This window comes from Aquimarina discodermiae, assembly GCF_040786235.1.
Lineage (GTDB): Bacteria > Bacteroidota > Bacteroidia > Flavobacteriales > Flavobacteriaceae > Aquimarina.
This window is the reverse complement of record NZ_JBFMKP010000027.1, coordinates 1-19,221: the sequence shown is the minus strand read 5'-3', so window position 1 is coordinate 19,221 and position 19,221 is coordinate 1. Positions and strand designations below refer to the sequence as shown.

Genomic DNA, 19,221 nt, shown 5'->3' with positions numbered 1-19,221 from the left:
TAAATTAATAGATAAGTATGAAAAAAAATTAAGATTTTTTCATCTCATAAGAATTAAAAGTACCATCTGCATAAAAAATAACAATTCGATCTATTTCTTGGTTTGTTTTGATTACCTGTTTAGAATCTTCATTTTCTTTAATTGATTGAATATCGATTGTATCTGTTAATTCTTGTTGAAATTTTGGAGTATTAGAAAATAAATCTTGCTCGTTAGCTAATTGCGCGGTATCTGAAACGGTGGGCATTTCTTGTGTAGGAGTGGGTATGGAGTGTGTAGTTTTCTGAACATTTTCGGATCTGGGAAAGGTACCCTTACCATATAATAACCATTGAAGATCTACCTCTTTGTATGCGTCAACAATTTTCATTACAAAATCTAAACTAGGTTTATTTCTACCACTTAAAATATGTGATATAGAAGAGCGTCCTACACCCATATAATCAGCAAAAGCTGCAGCCGATATAGCATAGTGATTCATTATTTTTTGAATTCTTTTACCAAAATCAGCACTGTTTACCATTGTAAATTATATTTAAAGAGAAGGATGTTACAAAGGTAAACAAAATATAAAGATATTTAAGGTTACATATGTAAACATTAGAATATCGTATATATATTATTACTTTAGGTAAACAACTTTAAATATTTAATTTATAAACATTTATATATAATTATTAATTGTTTAAAAGTATTTTTATTAACCTCTTAGATAGAGATGTTCTAAAGTAAATTATCTGTTTAAGAATGTAAATTAACTAATGTTTACAACTGTAAATAGTGTTGAATTACATTTGTGAATAGGAGTATAGTTTACAACTGTAATTACTATTTAATTTTCTATGATTCTTCACTAAACTACGTTAATTTCGTACTCTTATTTAAGTCATTTTTATGGATATTAACACGCTTCAGGATTGGTTTGTTACTTATAAGGTAGATACTTTATATGGACGGTATATAACGCATGAGACTATTAAACCTTTATTAGATGCTTTGTCATCAAAAATAAGCATAGAGCAAATTGGTCTTTCAGAAAATAATGAACCAATCGATTTGATCAAAATTGGTCGAGGAAAGAAAAGATTGTTATTCTGGTCACAAATGCATGGTAACGAAAGTACTACTACCAAAGCCATTTTTGACCTTTTAAATCTTCTTACCAACGATAAAAGTGATTTAGTAACACGTATCCTTGAACAAAGTACCTTATATATTATTCCTATTTTAAGCCCCGATGGTGCTCGTGCGTATACAAGGCTCAATTATAATCTTGTGGATTTAAATCGCGACGCACAAGAAAAAACTCAGATAGAAAGTAGGGTATTTAATCAAATAGTGGATCAGATACAACCTGATTTTGCTTTTAATTTGCACGGGCAACGTACCATTTTTAGTGTAGGTAACACTAATATACCTGCTACCGTTTCTTTTTTAGCTCCCTCTGGGGATCAAGATCGATCTGTCACCTCTACAAGAAAGATTGCTATGGAGATTATCGTTAAAATGAATGATATACTTCAAAAGGCAATACCAAAAGGGGTAGGACGATATGATGATGGTTTTAATTTAAATTGTGTTGGAGATACTTTAACCTTTATGGAGATACCTACTATTCTTTTTGAAGCAGGTCATTTCCCTAATGATTATGATAGAGAAATTACAAGAGAGTATATTTTTTACTCTTTATGTACTGCGATCGATTATATTAGTAATAATAATATCACAGGAGATCAATTTGAGGAGTATTTTTCAATACCAGAAAACGGAAAATGTTTTTATGATATTGTCATTAGAGATGTGGTTCTAAACGAAGAAAACGTAGATATAGCGGTACAATTTAAAGAAGAATTGATCGAAAACAAGGTGAAATTTGTTCCTGAAGTAGCAAAAATTGGTGACTTAAGTAATTTTTTTGGCCATAAAGAGATTCTTGGTAAAAAAAGAACAATACACAACGAAAACGTTACAGTAGAGATAGTTCCAAAGGCCAAGCTGTTAAAATTTACACTAGATACTGAATTATTCTTAATAGAATAAGCAAAAAGATGAAATAAAATACCCGAAAACAGTATTTTTCTGCTAAATTTGTAATGTAAATAATCGGGAAAATAATACACAATACTATGGCTAAATTTAAATTAGACGAGGTTGACCACCAAATTTTGGATATGTTAATTGAAAATACGCGTACTCCTTTTACAGATATCGCAAAGAAATTATTGATTTCTGCTGGAACTGTACACGTAAGAGTAAAGAAAATGGAAGAAGCTGGTATTATAGAGGGCTCTTCGTTGACATTAGATTATAAAAAATTAGGATATTCATTTATTGCATATGTAGGTATATATCTTCAAAACACATCGCAAACCAAATTTGTTTTAGAGAGAATTGCACAGATACCATATGTAACAGTTGCTCATATTACAACAGGAAAGTTTAATATCTTTTGTAAAATTAGAGCAAAAGATACGAATCATGCAAAAGATATTATATTTAAGTTAGATGATATAGAAGGAATCTATCGTACCGAAACAATGATTTCTTTAGAAGAAAGTCTAAACGACAAGAAGCGTTTAATGCATTCTATCTTTCAAGAATTATAAAAGGGTACTTTTTATATACACAAAACATAATTATCGCCCTTTAAGATTACCAACCTTAGAGGGTTTTTTAATGTTTTATTTTGACTTTATTAACCATTATTAACCATTAACCACCACACCAATGGCTAGAAAACCAAAAATTGAACGTTTTAATGAAAACGTTCTGGCTAAGTATCAAATATACAATAGTATATTTATAACATTACCTTTTGATACCATAAGTAATACCGGGGTATTGTTGCCTCTTTTTAGTGAGGTATGTCAAAAAGGATACGATCAACATCAAAACCCGACAGAAATTGTAGAACAATTTTTTGATTTGTATCAAAATAATCCTTCAAATCAAACGAAACATGATTTACTTTTTCGTTTTATACAATATATAGAGCGTCAGGTAGTATTATTTGATGCGATAGAGGATGCAGCTTTTCCTATTGTAAACAATATGGATGGTAGAGGAACTTTGAGGAGTATAAAAGAAGAAGCTCAAGAAAAGGGAAAACTTGACGAACTTCAAGAATATTTAAAGCGTTTTAAAATTCGCCCTACTTTAACAGCACATCCTACACAGTTTTATCCAGGTACCGTGTTGGGAATTATTCATGACTTGGATGAAGCAATTAGAAATAATGATTTATTACGTATCAAACAATTACTGGCGCAATTAGGTAAAACAGGGTTTTTTAAGAAAGAAAAGCCAACACCTTATGATGAAGCGGTTAGCTTAATTTGGTATCTCGAAAATGTATTTTATCATGCTGCCAGTAAGATATATAACTATGTTCAGCAAAATATTTTTGAAGGAGAAGATTTTCAAAACGATCTGATTAATCTTGGTTTTTGGCCAGGTGGTGATAGAGATGGTAATCCATTTGTTACAACAGAGACCACCTTAAAAGTTGCTAAGCGATTGCGAAAAACAATCCTTATTAATTATTATAGAGATATTAGAAAATTAAAACGTAGAATCACTTTTGGAAGCCTGCAGGATAAAATAACAATCTTAGAAAGAGCTTTGTATGATAATTTTTATAATGAACATACTACAGAGCCTTTATCAGAAATAGTGTTATTGGATGGTTTGTTAGAGATCAAAAAAGAAATCATACAAGAGCATCAATCTTTATTTTTAGAAGAGTTACAAGATTTAATTAATAAAGTAAAAATATTTGGCTTTCACTTTGCTACATTAGATATTAGACAAGATTCTAGAGTTCATCATAATGTGATTACAGAAGTAATCGCAAAAACCATAGATTTAGGACTTTCTCTTTTTCCAGAAGATTATGAAGAACTTTCTGAAGGAAATCAGTTAGAAATTCTTACTTCGGTGACAGGGAAATTAGATCCTAATGTCTTTGAGGATGGAATTACAAAGGCTACCTTAGAGTCTATTTATGCTATTAAAACCATTCAGCAAAATAATGGTGAACGAGCTGCAAATAGGTATATCATTAGTAATAATGGTAGCGAACTTAACATCATGGAAACATTTGCTTTAATTAGGCTGTGTGATTGGAAATTTCCAACGTTAGATGTTATTCCACTTTTTGAAACTGTTCCAGATTTGCAAGTTGCGCATAAGGTAATGAAATCCTTGTACGAGAACCCTGTGTATATGCATCATCTTAAGAGTCGAAATATGAAACAAACCATTATGTTAGGCTTTTCTGATGGTACAAAAGATGGCGGGTATCTTATGGCTAATTGGGGGATTTTTAAAGCCAAAGAAGCGCTTACAGAGGTATCAAGACAATACGATGTTAAAGTAGTCTTTTTTGATGGTAGAGGAGGTCCGCCAGCAAGAGGAGGAGGAAATACAAATCAATTTTATGCTTCTTTGGGACCTACTATAGAAGATGAAGAAATACAGTTAACAGTGCAAGGGCAAACAATTAGTTCTAATTTTGGAACCTTAGATTCTTGCCAATATAATTTAGAACAATTGCTGGGAGCAGGGGTAGAAAACGAGTTAACAAATAATGAAGCTAACCTCTTTTCTAAAGCACATAAAGAGGTGATGCAAAAGCTTGCAGATATAAGCTATCGTACATACGTAGATTTTAAAGAACACCCTAAGTTTCTTCCTTATCTAGAGCATATGAGTACTTTAAAATATTATGGAAAAGCTAATATAGGGAGTCGTCCATCTAAACGTAGTAAGAGTGATTCATTAGATTTTGGAGACTTACGTGCTATTCCTTTTGTAGGAAGCTGGAGTCAGTTAAAACAAAATGTTCCTGGTTTTTATGGAGTAGGAACAGCCTTAAAAGCATTTGAAGATGAAGGTAAATTTGAAGAAGTAATTTCATTGTATCAGGGATCAGCTTTTTTTAGAACGCTTATAGGCAATAGTATGATGAGTCTTACCAAATCCTTTTTCGAATTGACTTCGTATATGAAAGAAAATAAAGAGTATGGAGGGTTTTGGGATGTTATTCATAATGAATACCTGTTGACAAAGCGATTATTATTAAAGTTAACCGGCTACACCGAATTAATGGAAAACGAACCTGCAGGAAAAGCCTCAATAGAGATAAGAGAGCAGATTGTACTACCACTATTAACTATACAACAATATGCCTTAAAGAAAATACAAGAACTTCATGCAGCGGGAGATACTAGTTCAAAAGAATTAGCTATTTATGAAAAGATGGTTACCAGGTCCTTGTTTGGCAATATTAATGCAAGTCGTAACTCTGCCTAAAGAATTGTTAACAGTATGAAGTATCAGGATAAGAATTAATACCTTTTCAATCTGATGATTTTTACAGATTTAATTCAATAAAAGATGATAGTACAATTAGAAAAAGAAGAATACCATCCTTATTATGGAACGTATACTTCTAAGGCAGAACATATTGATGTTATAGAGGGGTTATCTGCAGGAAAAATAGAATTTATTGATTTTATAAATACCATCCCCAAAGAAAAACATCAATACGCATATGCCGATGGTAAGTGGACAATTTTAGAGATCATACAACATATCATTGACGCAGAACGTATTTTTGCATATAGGGCTTTACGTTTTGCAAGAAATGATAAAACCCCAATTATTGGGTTTGAACAGGATGATTATGTACCATATTCTGCCGCTAATAATAGGAATATTAATGAGTTAATTTCTGATTACAAAATTACACGAGATTGCTCGATTTCATTGTTTAAAAGTTTTACTAAAGAAATGTTGGTTCGAATAGGTGAGGCAAGTGGTAGTCCAATGAGTGTAAGAGCAGTTGGCTATGTATTAGCAGGACACCAAAAGCATCATATAGAAATAATTAAAGAACGTTATCTGACATAAAACCATGTTTTTAGTGCAAGACGTTTAAGGATAAAAAAAACACTCCCCCATAATTGGGGGAGCGGGTAAACATTTCAAGTATCGTATTAAAAAAAAAAGGGAATTAATTGGATACTTTAGTCTGCCTACCAATTATCGCTTGAATCATGCGATAATTATTTTTATTACTTAAACTGTTCTTTTTGATTGTTCAGGTGTTTGTTTTACTATTTATGTACTATGGGGGAATAGAGCCTTACTACGAATAATGTGATATTTGATCGTAAAAAGGTTTTAATATTATTTTTTTACTTGATGTAAAATCGCGTTGTTTCTTATTTTGTTAAATGTTGAGTGCGTATGAATCAAACAAACCATTGTTTTTACCTTTTATATAATCAAGTTGTTCTATTTTCTAACCTAAATGATTTTTGAATTTTTTATTTAATTCAAGCACAACTTGTTAAAAATGTTACTGTATATTTTTTTATTAAGCATCTAAGTATCTACAATAGTTTCACCATTATTGATAGATAAAATAGATTCATTCTATGATAGGGGTGTGTATAATCCAAATCTATGGAAAAATAAAATTTATATAAGAATTAATGCAACGAACACCCTATCTTTATAAGCGTACTACTTATTTTAAAGGGTTAATTGCTTTAGTTACCATATTTGAAAAAAAGTGCACTCATAGGCTCATTTGTACTTCTCGTGGTATTAATAATGCAATTCACTGCATCACCTTTTAATAGTTAAGCATTGTAGTTATATTTATGTTTTGTAATTAGACAAATAAAATATGAAGCGAATTTCGGGGAAACAATATACTTTAGGATTACATATAGTATTTTGGTCTCTGTTTTTCTTGTTATTTATAATGTCAGAATATGTTTTGAATTACCAATTGCAAAAAAGTAATCTTCAAGTCATTTTACTATTTCGTTTAATATTTGATGCCACAATTTTTTTTGTGCATTATAAGTATTTATCTCCTTTATTTCTTCCTTCAAGAAAATATTTAGCATATTTCACCTCTGTAGTATGCATTATTCTGCTATCGATAGTTGTAGAAATATTGTCCTATGACTTATATCTTCAGGGAGAATTTTTTGATATCCCATTGGTAAATAGACTTCTTGTAGAGATCATAACTACTTGTATTCTAATTATTTCTAGTGGTGCCATGCATTTTTCGGGAGAATGGGTAGCAGCAAAGGATAAAGAAGCCATTTTAGAGAAAAATAATTTAAAGCTAGAAGGGGAACTTAAAATTTTAAAAAGCCAGATAAACCCTCATTTTCTTTTTAATACTTTAAATAGTGTATATTCATTATCATATATTGATAGTCCCAAAGCAGCACATATGATCGAAAAACTATCTAAGATAATGAGATATCTTATGTATGATAGCGGTCAAAAAAGTGTATTGTTAAGTAAAGAAGTCAAGCTTATTCAGGATTATATAGAACTGTATGGTACTCGTTTTGAAGAAGAGCATCATATTGATTTCTATTATGAAAATGTACAGCCTCATCATAAAATAGCCCCGATGTTATTAATCTCATTTGTAGAAAATGCTTTTAAGCATAGTAATATTTATAATTGTGATGAGGCGTGGGTAAAATTCGAGGTAGTCGTAGTTAATGACACACTTCATTTTACAGCAATCAATTCAAAACCTCAAATGAGGATTTCTGAAATCGAATCTAATAATATTGGTCACCAAAACGTAATTAAACAACTACAATATATTTACTCTGAAGCGTATACTATTGATATTGAAGAAAATGATAATGAGTATCATTTAAAACTACAAATTGAGCTGTAGGTTTTGAACATGATCACAAGGGTGATTATTATACTAAGTTTTTGTTAGGTTTTGAATTGTTATTGGACTGGTATTATTTATTAATTAACGTAAACTATATGAAGTTAAAATGTTTGGTGGTAGATGATGAACCCCTAGCACGTAATCTGTTAAAAGGTTATATAGAAAAACTCTACCCCACACTAGTAATAGAAGGTGTCTGTAATAGTGCAATAGAAGCACAGAATTTTTTATTCAAAAACCATGTGGATGTATTGTTTATGGATATTGAAATGCCAAACCTAAGCGGGATGGATTTTCTAAAATCTCTAAGTAACCCACCTTTTACCATTATTACCTCTGCATATTCTGAATTTGCGGTTACCAGTTATGAATTAGATAATATAGTAGATTACTTAATTAAGCCAATTGCATTTAATCGATTTGTAAAAGCAACAAATAGGGTTATAGATTTATTGAATAAGAAGGATGAAGCTACAATTACAAAAAGTATTGGATCATCAGCAAGTACCACTGTCCCCGTTATTATAGAAAAAAAAAGTGATTATATTTTTTTTAGACAAGAGAGTAAAATTATCAAAGTTAATCATAATGGTATTCGATACATACAGAGTTTTGGAGAGTATGCCAAGGTATATACAGAAGAAGGAAGAATCGTTTCTAGACTAGCATTAAGTAAAATATTGGATAATCTACCAAGAGAACGATTTATTAGAATTCATAGATCTTATATCGTTAACCTTCAGTTTATTTCGCATTTAGAAGGAAATCATGTAATGATAGGAGATGCGGCTATCCCCGTAAGTAGAGGTAAAAAAGAAGAGTTGTTAAGTTTTATTAAGGCTAATGGATATCTAGATTAAACTATTCTTGGGTTCATAAATAAAGAGGTACCGTTATTTGATACCTCTTTAAGTGGCTTAAAGTTTAGTTACTAATCCTCAAACTTTACAAAATGATATAAAATCATTGATAGGGCCTGGTTCGCCATCTCCAGTCGTGAGCTTTACAGTTGTTCTTAAAGTAACTGTATATGCACAGGGCAATAAATCATTTACATCCAAAAGAGTAGGAGGAGAGGTTAGAGGTAAATTAACTAGTTGTGTGGTTCCATATGTCTCTGGTGATGCCATTAAAGCTATCGGAGAAAACCCAAAATTTTGTCCGGGCTTTTTGGGCCCTGTAATCGATAACGATACAGAAGACAAGTTTTCGTTTCTTGCGTGATATTTTATATGTAAGGCATTAGTAATTTTATTACACCCGGTAGTACCCGATACAATCTCGTCTATATTTACTGATACCGCTGCCACCTGATTATTTACCACCTGTGGTGCCCAACTACCATGTTTATTAACATTGTCATATTCGACATTAAATATAGCGATAGGTTTAGAGGTTCCTGCTACCACTTCAGTTGCAGCATTATTTATTTCTCTTTGTTTCATACGAATGGCAAAATATCGATTACGTGTATGTGGTCTTGCAGGAGATACAGTTGCATTGCCAATATCAGAAGTTGGTGAACTCATATCTATAGGAATCATGTTGGCAATTTGTAACGTGTTTAGTTTAAGGATCTCTGCGTCTTGATGCGGTTCAAAGTTTCCATTCTGAGGAACAGGAACCCAATTGCCATTAAAATTATTATTAGGTGCTATACTATTGGTTTTATAAGGAACTTTATCTACTGGATTATTAGGATCACCTGTTAATATGATAAAATTACCTATGATTGTAGAAGGTATCATTGCAGGTGTTACAGGAGACCAGCCTCCAGGTAAAAGAATGTTATTTGGAGCTGCAACCTCCTGATACTCGAACATATATTCCATAGGATTACCATTTAACGTTTTGGTAATGGTTCCTATAAGGTTAATAGTTCTAAAAAACGCGAAATCATTAAACCCTGCACGTAGTGTTTTTCCGTTGACCGTATTAATTTCGTCCTGAATCTTTATTTTACGGGTTAAACCAAAATTAGTAAACGATGCTGGAATCGGAATTTCGGGAATCACAATGTCGTCTAAACAAAGTGTAACGCAAAGGCAAGGTCCCACATCTTTTCTTTTGTCAGATGGTTTTTCAAATTCTACCGGACTACCATTAATTTCTAAGTTAAAATATACATCTGGACCACTGTGAAAAGGAGGAAAAGGAGTTTCTACATTTATGAGTGGTGATAAGAAGGTTTGCTTAAAATCCTTACTGCTATAATCTATTCTAAAGTGCCCATTTAGATCTGTTACGTCGGATCCGAGCTTATCATCACCGATCCAGTCATCATCCATAGCAATAACTTTTACTCCCGGAATAGGAATATTATCATTTTTACAATCCAGTAATATTCCACAAATTACCCAGGCATCAAATAGCTCACGAATTCTGCACCAAAAACGACTATTGATACAATATTTCCAATAAAATACAATACCCTGATTGGTTTGTCTCCATCTTGGTTGTAGTGATGTTAAGGTAAATTGAATTGGATCACGATCTTTACTTTTTTGATTATATACACGTTTTGTGAGAATATCGATCATAATAGGACCATCATATTCTGCATATTTTCCTTTCAATTCGGTCTCATAATTTCCTTTTTCATCGATTTCTGCTTCTGCAATTAATAGTTTTGATTTTGCTTTAACTTGCTTTTCGCCTAATATTTGTAAAGTGTTTTTTGGATCTGCAGTAACATGCGTTACTACGTCTACATTAAGATTTTCTACTCTATAAAAACGTACGATAGAACCCAATAATGGTTCCTTACAATCTCTACATATTTCCCCTGCAAGATTACCTTTTAGAATAAACCCCATTTTGTTTAAGTTTTAAGATTAATTTATTGATATCTCAAAATTATAACTATATAACTTATTGATAAAGAGTTTAATAACTGGTTTTGGTAGCCGTTAAAAACCCTTTTTTTGTACAGGGGTTAAACGGTTAACTTCACTTATGGATGGTTTATTAGAAAATCTGTTAGATTTGTAAACACATGGAAGATTTAGAGCAATATTTTGAAGGAGAAGAAAGTTGGGCAACGTTTTCAAAAATGTTTGAAGATGATTGGACCAATTCTGATATTCAACAACATCTTTTAAAGCTTTGTAAAAACCAAATTGATTTGGCTAAGGTGATAAATTATCACCTAGGAAAACAAAGTGTTATATAGATGAGTTTGAAAGCTCGGGCATTGGATCACTTAACTGCTTTAGAATGTCTTGAAAATGAAACCTTAATAAAAAGGTTGAAAGTATGTTTAATGAGATTTCCCGGCTAAATAGTACACACGAAAATTAAATAGTAGGGTAACATTTGTTAGTATCAAGAACATAATATTAAACGTAAAATGATAATATGAAGAACAGAGTTTTAAATTGGGTACCCATAATTTGGGTATCGATAAGGGAAGTGCAAAAATATATGTTCAAATTAAAGAAGGGATTTTAACTTGGTGGATTGATATCTATTCTGATGTTAAAGAAATTGAAGATATTGATTGGGGAGTTCAGCTTTATTGTGAGGACCTAAGATTAGAATTAAAACATTGGAGAGATTTGGGTACTGTTAAGATTGAATTTGAAGATTGTTGGGATGAGGAAATTGATGATAATATTGCAGGAATCTATGTTTTCGAACATGAAGACGTTAAAAATACGACTATAGAAATGAAAGCTATTAAAGATAATTTTTTTCAGATCGAATGGAAGGGGATTGGTTTGGTTTCAGGAGAAGAGTATGAAATTTTTGTTTTTACAGAAATAGAGTTTACCGAAATAGTTTCCTGGTCGCTAAATCTGGAAGAGTCTAATCAATGGTTTTCTAAATATTTTAATCTAGAGGATTATCATATTGGCGACCCTGAAATTACCAATCATCATAACGGAAAGGATATTGGAAGAATCATTTACACACCTAAATTAAATATGTTATAATTACAATAGGAAATGTGCTATAAGCTAAAAGATTAAAAATAGTTAAACTGAATAATAAATATGTTTAAATTAGGGCTTATACTTAGTGTTACCTGTTTTGTCCTTTGAGATTTTCTAAACGATTTTGGATATTGTGTTAAGTTAATTCTTTTGTAAATCAAGAAACTCTATATCCAAAATAACCTGTATAATGGTTCTAATTAGAAATAATAAAATAACCAAAACAACTCTTCGAGTTAAAACCTCTGATAACTTATTTCAACAATGAGAATTAAAAAATATTAAGTGGTATTTCTTTTTTGTTTTTTTGAATAAATTTATAGTTAATTAAAAGAAAAGCTAATGTTTCAAAATCGGGTCTTTACAATGAAAAAGATCACCAAATAATTTTTGAATTATTGAAAGCTAAATACCTATAAAAAATTACTGTCACAAGCAATCAATTTTGATCAGTATAATTAAAGTTAGATGGATAATATAAAAAGTATTATAAAAAAAGCGCAGGATGATTTGTTTCCTGAGTTGGAGTTAAAAATTCGTAAAGAATTAGAGAAGAAAGACAAAAGTTGGCTTATTGATCAGATTATTTACTTAACATGCGAAAGGCATAGTTTACAAGAACAGAAACACTCTCTTGATGCAATGAAAAAATGTTTGAATCGAATTACCAAAACTGGGTATGATGATCAAATGGTAGTTAAGTTTATTGATAAATATAGAAAGATTAGTAGAGAGGACCTGGAAGAATCTGGATTTCTAATAAATCCACCACATATGGGATTGGATATTATTGAATCTCATCAAAGGTCAAAAAAGGGAGAAGTACTTCTCGAGGAAGCTCGAGATATGCTCTATGCAGCTTTGTATGGAGATGAAACAATAAATGTTGATTTTACACGTGAAAGGGAAGAAGTTTTAACCATAATATTACCCCTAGGTAAATCAGATGCATTGCCTTTTTTGAAAGCAGTTACAGAGGTGAATGTTACAGGAACCTGGAAAGACCCCGAAGAAGTTTCTAATGATGATCACACTAATAATGTTGGATTACAAATCGAATTTAGTGATAATACAAGTGAGATTATAGGAGTTGCAATATTTGTTGCACTACGATTAATTAACCTTTTACATATTAATGAACAGATTTTATATGCTCGTATGGAAAAAGTTGAACGAAGTTCATTACAACCTTTGTAAAAAATAATTGAGAAAAAGAATATACCTTGATATGGATGATAAATACCAAATTGATGAGTTGATTAAACGTTTCTTCAGTATTTTAAAAAATAAGGGAAACCAATCTCCTGATTGGAGTATCATTAATGAAACCTGCTTACCTGAACTATTAATTATAAAAAAGGAAGGCAAAGAACAAGAGGTTTATACTCTTGAAACCTTTATAGCACCAAGAAAAAAGCTGTTGACTGCTGGAAATTTGATAGAATTTGAAGAAAAGGAAATCAAAGAAGAAACAAAAATTATAGGAAATATTGCGCAACGGTATTCGGTTTATACAAAAAAAGGGAAATTGAATGGGACTTATTTCACACAAAACGGAAACAAACTATTTCAACTAGTAAATATACAAAGTGGATGGAGGATCAACGCTATTGTTTGGGAAGATGTTTAGACAAATGAGATATAAAAAACTTTCCTTTTTTGAAGCTCATTTTTGCATACAATATAGGAGTAACCTCAAAATTAAAAACCTGAAAAACAACTTCTATTGTTAAGTATAAATTTTTTTTTTCTTTTAAGTTATAAGTAGCAATACAACTTTGTTATATTTTATAATTCTACAATCATAATTAGAGATATATTTTAGGATGGTACTATATGGTAATTTATTACTGTATAGCGTCATTTGTTTTAGGGTTAAAAACTCTTTCCTAAAAATCAATTATTTTCTTACCTTTTGATTTTTAAATAAAATTTGATAACTATATTTTATGAAAACCATACCTAAAGAAGCATTTCAATTCTTAGAACAATTAAAGGAGAATAATCATAGAGATTGGATGACCGAACATAAAAAACAGTATCAAGGGAATGAGAAGAAGCTAAAAGAATTTTATGCAGCGATTGCAGAGCGTTTAAATGAAAAGGATGAGATAGAAAAAACCAAAGTGTTTAGAATAAACCGCGATGTTCGTTTTAGCAAAGATAAAACTCCATACAATATCCATCGAAGTGTAAGTTTTAGCAGAGCAGGAGCACATCGTAGAGGAGGATATTACCTTAGGTTAGAACCTGGAAACTCACTTATCGCAGGAGGTTTTTTTAGTCCAGAACCAGCAGATTTATTAAGAATAAGAAAAGAGTTTGAAATGGATGACCAGGAGATTCGAGATATCTTATCTGATCCTGATTTTAAGAAAGCTTTTGGTGGTTTTAATCCTTCTAATCAGGTAAAGACAGCCCCCAAGGGATTTAGTAAAGATCATCCAAGCATAGATTTAATCAAAAACAAATCTTTCTATGTAACTCATGATTTTACAGACAAAGAGGTTTTTGCTCCAGATTTTTTAGATAAACTGATCTATCATTATGAATTGCTAAGACCCTATTTTGATTATATGAGTGATGTTTTAACTACCGATCTGAACGGAGTTTCATTATTAGATGATTAGAGATTGTCCTATTAGAATTTTATAAATATTAATTAATCGGTTCAAGGTTAACAATCCATAAAAATAACAACAATGAAAAGGCATAAAAACGTTAAGTTTTATAGCCTTTTTTTTGTGGATATGAAATATGGTGAAATATTTTTTTTAGACATTTTTATTGAAATTAGTAATGTGATCGAAGGTAAATTATTTCGATTAAGTAGCTACAATCAATTTTTTATTTCGGGGGCGTAATTCTGAAAAGCCTTGTTTAATAGAGTAGGACAATCTAAAAAAAAATAACAATGAGTACACCTAAAGTAAATATCGGAGGAAGTCAAGTTAAAGGAGCCATGAGTAATACTCAAGCCGCTTCAATTTTATTGCAAAATTACACACAAACAGTATTAGGAACACCTGATATTATTTTACCAGCCAGTGTAGGTACAGATTCTAAGAGTAATGTTGTTGCAGATTTACCTATTCATCAAGCGTTAGCTAGAAAAAATGCTAACTATTATTTAGATACTGTTAATGTAACCTTGGTACAGGGAATAGCTGATATTGTAGGTTTTTCTAATTTATGGAATGCCGAATACGATCGTTTATTAGCGCTGGCAAAGGATATTAATACAGGCGACAATAAGGAGACCTTTAAAAGTGGTATTGCAAATTTAATTTCACAAACAAAACAAAAAGAAACCAATACGGTAACCGCTCTTAGTTCACTTAATGATTTTCTACCTAAAATAGAGACAGATAGTAGAAACTTTACTACAGATGCACAACATGTTACAGTAGCTTTGGGAGGAGAACATGGTGCTATAGAACAATTAAATAAACAAATTGCTGCCGATAATAAAGCCATCAATAAAGATATGGCGATTATTGCAGGAGGAGCTACCGCAGATGTTGTTGGTGGGTTGATGATTGCTGTTGGTGTATTAGCAGAAATAGAAACAGCAGGTGCTTCTACTGCGTTGGTAGTAGGTGGACTTGCAGTTGTTGCAGGAGGAACCACTGCAATGATAATTGCTGGTAAGAGTTTGTCAAAAACAAAATCAGATCTTGCAGCTGCAAGTCGCCAGTTAGCAATTGATAAATTATGTTACACCAGTACAAAAATGTCTAGTCATACCATCGAAAATTTACAAAATGCAGTAGGGCAGGGGGTAACAGCAGTTACAGGGCTTCAAAAAGGATGGCAATCACTGCAGAGTGATTTTAACGAAGTGGTAAGTCAATTAGAAACAAGTAACCCAGATCTGGGGTCTTGGCTAGTAAATACTCTGGAAGCTGCTAATGCCGATTGGCAAGATGCATTAACATTGGCAAAAAGCTTACAGCAATATGGAACATTACCTACAAAAAAATCTAACGAAACATCTGTAGTAGCATGAGTATCGTAAACAACCCATTTAGTGCTTCAGGTATTTTACTTGGAGCACAAAATGTGATGTCATCGGCCAATTTGTTACAAACTTATGCCATGGCAGTAGCTAATCAAGCAGAGGCAGATATACCAGAAATTCCAGGTTTTGTTACTGATCAAGGAACTGCGACTAGAAATGCGATATCTATCCAAACAGAGTTAATTCCTTCTTTAGTAGATTTAATTGCTCATCCACTGGCGTTTTCAAACCTGATTTTGGCAGAATACGATTCACTAGTATCTGATGCAGAAAAAATTGAAGATGGTAGTCTATCTAAAGAACAACGACAAGTAGCTGTCAAGGATTTTATAAAAGGGATAGATGTACTTATTCAATCTATTGATCAGGGAAACATGCAAATAAAATTAACATTGAATTCTATTGCATTGTTTTTGGATGTTTTGAAAAAAGATAACAATTCCTTGGATGCAGATCTCAAAATGGCAGAGAAATTGCTCAAAAAAGATCAAATAGATAAGTTACAATCTGCTTTAACAGCAATTTTGGGCAAACTAGAAGCTGATAATGAAGAAATTTCTAAAGGAGCAGTAAATGGTTTGGTTGCCGCTGCACAAATTTCTTTAGGAGTGGTTCTATCGTATTACAAAGGCCCGGCAGATGGTTTTAAAATGATTATTGCCGGAATTAAAGGAGCAGCAGAAGAAGGTTCTAGAGAACAAAAAGCATTAGACGATGTGAATACACAGTTTGATTTGTACAAAACTGTAATTACAGATTTGCTCTCTACAGAAGCTATTTATGGTGTGGTGAAAACTTTAACACATATGGATGGTTTATTGTACTCGAATGTACAAAGTGCACAATTATCAATTGAAGCATTTGTACAAGCATCGCAAAATTTTGTCGAAGGTTTAAACCTCGTTAAAACATCTTTAACAGAAAAACTCTCGTTACGAGGAGGTTTGCAGCTTCAGTTAGACGATGCTAAATCAGGTTGGAGCAATTTACACACTCAAATAATGAATTTTCAGATTATAGAAGTTAATCCTACTATAAATACCAATGAACAGTCAAGCGTCAACTATACTACTTAAAACTATTGATCAGTTATTCTATCAGATAGAAAAGACAAGTTTGGCTGCTCATAAAGTTATTGAGCAGCCAATATTACCAAATGATAATAAGAGTTTAGTGTCAGAAATTGTACTGCGATATTTTGATGAAATTCAGAAAAATATTATTCAAATTTTTTCGATGATGCTAAGCTCATCAAACCTCTGGAAAAGTTTTTTTCCTGATCTGAAAAAAAATATAGAAGCTAATAATCCAGAGTTTGCTTTTGATGGGATTGCAATTATAAGAAAAGAGTATGCTCATAAGTTAGAGCGATTTTATGAAATTAGTGAACTATTACAAGAGTACCTACATCAATTAAAACGCTTTTCGCTGAGTAAAGATGATTTGAACTTTAAAAATTATCAGTTTTTTATTCTAAAAATAGAAGAATTACTTCAGATTATAAATGCATTGAATAATTCATGGGAGCATTGGGTTACTTCGTTTGATCTCGAGAATACTAAACTCCTGGCAGAAATTGAAGATAAACATTTTGTATGGTTAGAAATCCATCATAGAATAAGAACAAACCAACTAAACATAAAAAAAACGAATCATGATCATTACTAAAAACGAAGTTACGACCACCAATACAGCTATTAATCCACCTTCACAGTTAATAAGTTCTGTTCCTAGAACGGTTTCTGCAATAACTGCGATCACAAATGGTGTAAAACAATTAGAACAATTACCAGCAACCTCTTCTTCAATAACACCAAGTTTAGGAAGTCATATACAGGCAGCAAAGGCAAACGGAAATACCTGGACAAAAACGTTAAGACCTTCTTTGGTTACAATCCTAAATGGAATTTCTGATTTTAGTTCGACTTTTGATGCTGAATATAGTGCTTTATTGGCCGCAGCCAAGAAGATAGGTACCGATGATACCGAAGCCATTGCAGAATTTAAAACAGAGTTAACAAAGTTACAAACGGTAAGTAAAAAAACAGCAGGAGAAGCTAGTGCAGCTCAATCAGCTATAAGTGCTTTTGATAACAATGTAAATACAGATTCTAGAAATTTTAGAAGTGATCAGCAACAAGCTAATGCGGCTCACGCTTCTGCAGTTCAGAATGTACAAAATGCACAGAGAAGAATTCGATCTCTAGAAGAAGAAAGAGCCAAAAAACAAGAAATTTTAAATTCTTTGGGAATCTTTAGCCCACTTGCCAAGGCGATAGAAGAACTTATAGAAGCTTTATCAGGTCAAATAGGAGCACAACAAAGAGAAATGGAGCAGGCCCAACATATTGCACAACAGGCTTATATGGATTTACAAGCGACACAGCAAGCCTTGGGTGCTACACAGACCTACCTTTCTACAGCTGGTGTTATTAGCAGTGAGGTTAATGCATTAATGGATGGTTGGGAAACCTTGGATAGTAATTTTAATGTACTATTAGCAAGTGAAAAAATTACTTCTTTTAACGTATTTACCCAGGATGTGTTGGCCGCTGTAAAAGCCGATTGGGAAAACCTGGCTAAGCAAGCAACAAGTTTATAGTATCTTTAATAAAAAAAGATTATTGGGAAAAATAGGCTTTTTTAGAAGCCAACATAAAGAAGCTTGTTCATGGAACAGGCTTTTTTTGTGGAGCCATCACCAAGAAATACCATAATTTATTTATTATCAAAATAATGTGATGCAAACATAACTTCTGCAGAAAACCCCGCTCTGTCTTATTCTTCCTTTCCTCAATAGTTATGTTTTTTCATCAGGACTTGTTTTGATTATCCAAAAGCATATATTGAAATTAAAATCAGTATAAAAATAGGTATAACGAATTTTGTCATCACCTTTTTGTATTTGTTTTCTTCTTTCCAAAATCTATTTTTAGTTTCCCGATATTCATTCTTCATTTTAGTTTTAAGATGACTATCTAATCTCTTGTTTATTTCAATTAAAAGTTTTTCCGATTCTTTAATTGAAAACGTTGTAATTATGTAATTTTTACCTTCTGAAAATAACCTTATCTCTTTTCCTGTTTTAAAAGAATAGTCACTACCGCTACTTTTGGTAGTTATAAATCTCATACTGGCATCTGAAATTGTTTTCCATGCTATATATTTTTTCCTTCCTATCAGTAGATAATTTAGAATCAAATAATCTTTAGTAATGATAACTGTGCTTAGAGTAACGGTGTGATAGCCTATTAAAATACCAAGAAAGATAGAACTAAGTGGTATAATTACGACCCAATTTATTATGAATTGAAGCGCATTCCATAAAATATTGACACCAAATCCTATAAAAAAAAGAGTCCCTAATATCATTAATACTAAATTAATAGTTGATAATTGGCTTTGATATAAAGTGGGTGTACGACAAATTTCCCTTAAGCCGCATTTTTTGATAATTGTTTGATTCTATGTTCTTGTTTGCTTTTGTATACTACTCTAAGCTGCGCCATTTGTTGAAACCCTTTCATTGTCCATCG

General features: G+C 31.8%; 18 protein-coding genes. 15 read left to right on the top strand and 3 right to left on the bottom strand.

Features of this window, described 5'->3' with window-relative positions:
* Nucleotides 1-28 precede the first annotated feature (28 nt).
* Nucleotides 29-523, bottom strand: coding sequence for a helix-turn-helix domain-containing protein (locus ABW636_RS16900; RefSeq protein ID WP_367591248.1), 495 nt, complete (start codon nt 521-523; stop codon nt 29-31).
* A 371-nt stretch (nt 524-894) separates the two neighbouring features.
* Here ABW636_RS16900 and ABW636_RS16895 point away from each other — a divergent pair, with 371 nt between their 5' ends.
* The 6 genes from ABW636_RS16895 (at nt 895) to ABW636_RS16870 (ending at nt 8,589) form a co-directional block, all read left to right on the top strand.
* Nucleotides 895-2,040 (top strand): M14 family zinc carboxypeptidase, encoded by a 1,146-nt coding sequence (locus tag ABW636_RS16895; RefSeq protein WP_367591247.1) that lies wholly within the window; start codon nt 895-897, stop codon nt 2,038-2,040.
* An 86-nt stretch (nt 2,041-2,126) separates the two neighbouring features.
* Nucleotides 2,127-2,606: an Lrp/AsnC family transcriptional regulator gene (locus ABW636_RS16890; RefSeq protein WP_367591246.1), complete on the top strand. Its 480-nt coding sequence runs from the start codon at nt 2,127-2,129 to the stop codon at nt 2,604-2,606.
* Between the two features lie 121 nt (nt 2,607-2,727).
* Complete coding sequence (locus ABW636_RS16885) at nt 2,728-5,313, top strand: phosphoenolpyruvate carboxylase (RefSeq protein ID WP_367591245.1); 2,586 nt, start codon at nt 2,728-2,730, stop codon at nt 5,311-5,313.
* 84 nt (nt 5,314-5,397) lie between these two features.
* Nucleotides 5,398-5,913, top strand: a complete 516-nt coding sequence (locus ABW636_RS16880) for a DinB family protein (protein ID WP_367591244.1) — start codon at nt 5,398-5,400, stop codon at nt 5,911-5,913.
* A gap of 784 nt (nt 5,914-6,697) precedes the next feature.
* A complete protein-coding gene (locus tag ABW636_RS16875) occupies nt 6,698-7,726 on the top strand; it encodes a sensor histidine kinase (RefSeq protein WP_367591243.1) in 1,029 nt (342 codons plus the stop codon).
* A gap of 98 nt (nt 7,727-7,824) precedes the next feature.
* Nucleotides 7,825-8,589 (top strand): LytR/AlgR family response regulator transcription factor, encoded by a 765-nt coding sequence (locus ABW636_RS16870; RefSeq protein WP_367591242.1) that lies wholly within the window; start codon nt 7,825-7,827, stop codon nt 8,587-8,589.
* A gap of 78 nt (nt 8,590-8,667) precedes the next feature.
* Here ABW636_RS16870 and ABW636_RS16865 read toward each other — a convergent pair whose 3' ends face one another.
* The gene (locus ABW636_RS16865; RefSeq protein ID WP_367591241.1) at nt 8,668-10,545 is read right to left on the bottom strand and encodes a transthyretin-like family protein; all 1,878 of its coding nucleotides are present in this window, start codon (nt 10,543-10,545) and stop codon (nt 8,668-8,670) included.
* Between the two features lie 179 nt (nt 10,546-10,724).
* Between ABW636_RS16865 and ABW636_RS16860 the strand changes: the two genes are divergently transcribed.
* The 9 genes from ABW636_RS16860 (at nt 10,725) to ABW636_RS16820 (ending at nt 18,287) form a co-directional block, all read left to right on the top strand.
* Nucleotides 10,725-10,901: a hypothetical protein gene (locus ABW636_RS16860; RefSeq protein ID WP_367591240.1), complete on the top strand. Its 177-nt coding sequence runs from the start codon at nt 10,725-10,727 to the stop codon at nt 10,899-10,901.
* Nucleotides 10,902-11,106: 205 nt separating this feature from the next.
* Nucleotides 11,107-11,664 carry a hypothetical protein gene (locus ABW636_RS16855; protein ID WP_367591239.1) on the top strand — a complete coding sequence of 186 codons (558 nt, stop codon included), beginning with the start codon at nt 11,107-11,109 and terminating at the stop codon, nt 11,662-11,664.
* A gap of 468 nt (nt 11,665-12,132) precedes the next feature.
* Nucleotides 12,133-12,861 (top strand): hypothetical protein, encoded by a 729-nt coding sequence (locus ABW636_RS16850; protein ID WP_367591238.1) that lies wholly within the window; start codon nt 12,133-12,135, stop codon nt 12,859-12,861.
* A 7-nt stretch (nt 12,862-12,868) separates the two neighbouring features.
* The gene (locus tag ABW636_RS16845; RefSeq protein WP_367591237.1) at nt 12,869-13,294 is read left to right on the top strand and encodes a hypothetical protein; all 426 of its coding nucleotides are present in this window, start codon (nt 12,869-12,871) and stop codon (nt 13,292-13,294) included.
* A gap of 319 nt (nt 13,295-13,613) precedes the next feature.
* The gene (locus tag ABW636_RS16840) at nt 13,614-14,294 is read left to right on the top strand and encodes a DUF2461 domain-containing protein (protein WP_367591236.1); all 681 of its coding nucleotides are present in this window, start codon (nt 13,614-13,616) and stop codon (nt 14,292-14,294) included.
* Between the two features lie 284 nt (nt 14,295-14,578).
* Nucleotides 14,579-15,673 carry an HBL/NHE enterotoxin family protein gene (locus ABW636_RS16835; RefSeq protein ID WP_367591235.1) on the top strand — a complete coding sequence of 365 codons (1,095 nt, stop codon included), beginning with the start codon at nt 14,579-14,581 and terminating at the stop codon, nt 15,671-15,673.
* A complete protein-coding gene (locus tag ABW636_RS16830; protein WP_367591234.1) occupies nt 15,670-16,761 on the top strand; it encodes an HBL/NHE enterotoxin family protein in 1,092 nt (363 codons plus the stop codon). Before ABW636_RS16835 ends, ABW636_RS16830 begins: the two co-directional genes overlap by 4 nt.
* On the top strand, nt 16,730-17,353 hold the full coding sequence (locus ABW636_RS16825) for a hypothetical protein (protein WP_367591233.1): 624 nt from the start codon (nt 16,730-16,732) through the stop codon (nt 17,351-17,353). Before ABW636_RS16830 ends, ABW636_RS16825 begins: the two co-directional genes overlap by 32 nt.
* Nucleotides 17,340-18,287: an HBL/NHE enterotoxin family protein gene (locus ABW636_RS16820; RefSeq protein ID WP_367591232.1), complete on the top strand. Its 948-nt coding sequence runs from the start codon at nt 17,340-17,342 to the stop codon at nt 18,285-18,287. The genes ABW636_RS16825 and ABW636_RS16820 overlap by 14 nt, the downstream gene beginning before the upstream one ends.
* A gap of 227 nt (nt 18,288-18,514) precedes the next feature.
* On the opposite strand, the gene ABW636_RS16815 is transcribed toward ABW636_RS16820, so the two are convergent.
* Entirely contained in the window at nt 18,515-19,057 is a 543-nt protein-coding gene (locus tag ABW636_RS16815) for a hypothetical protein (RefSeq protein ID WP_367591231.1), read from the bottom strand.
* Nucleotides 19,058-19,221: the final 164 nt, after the last annotated feature.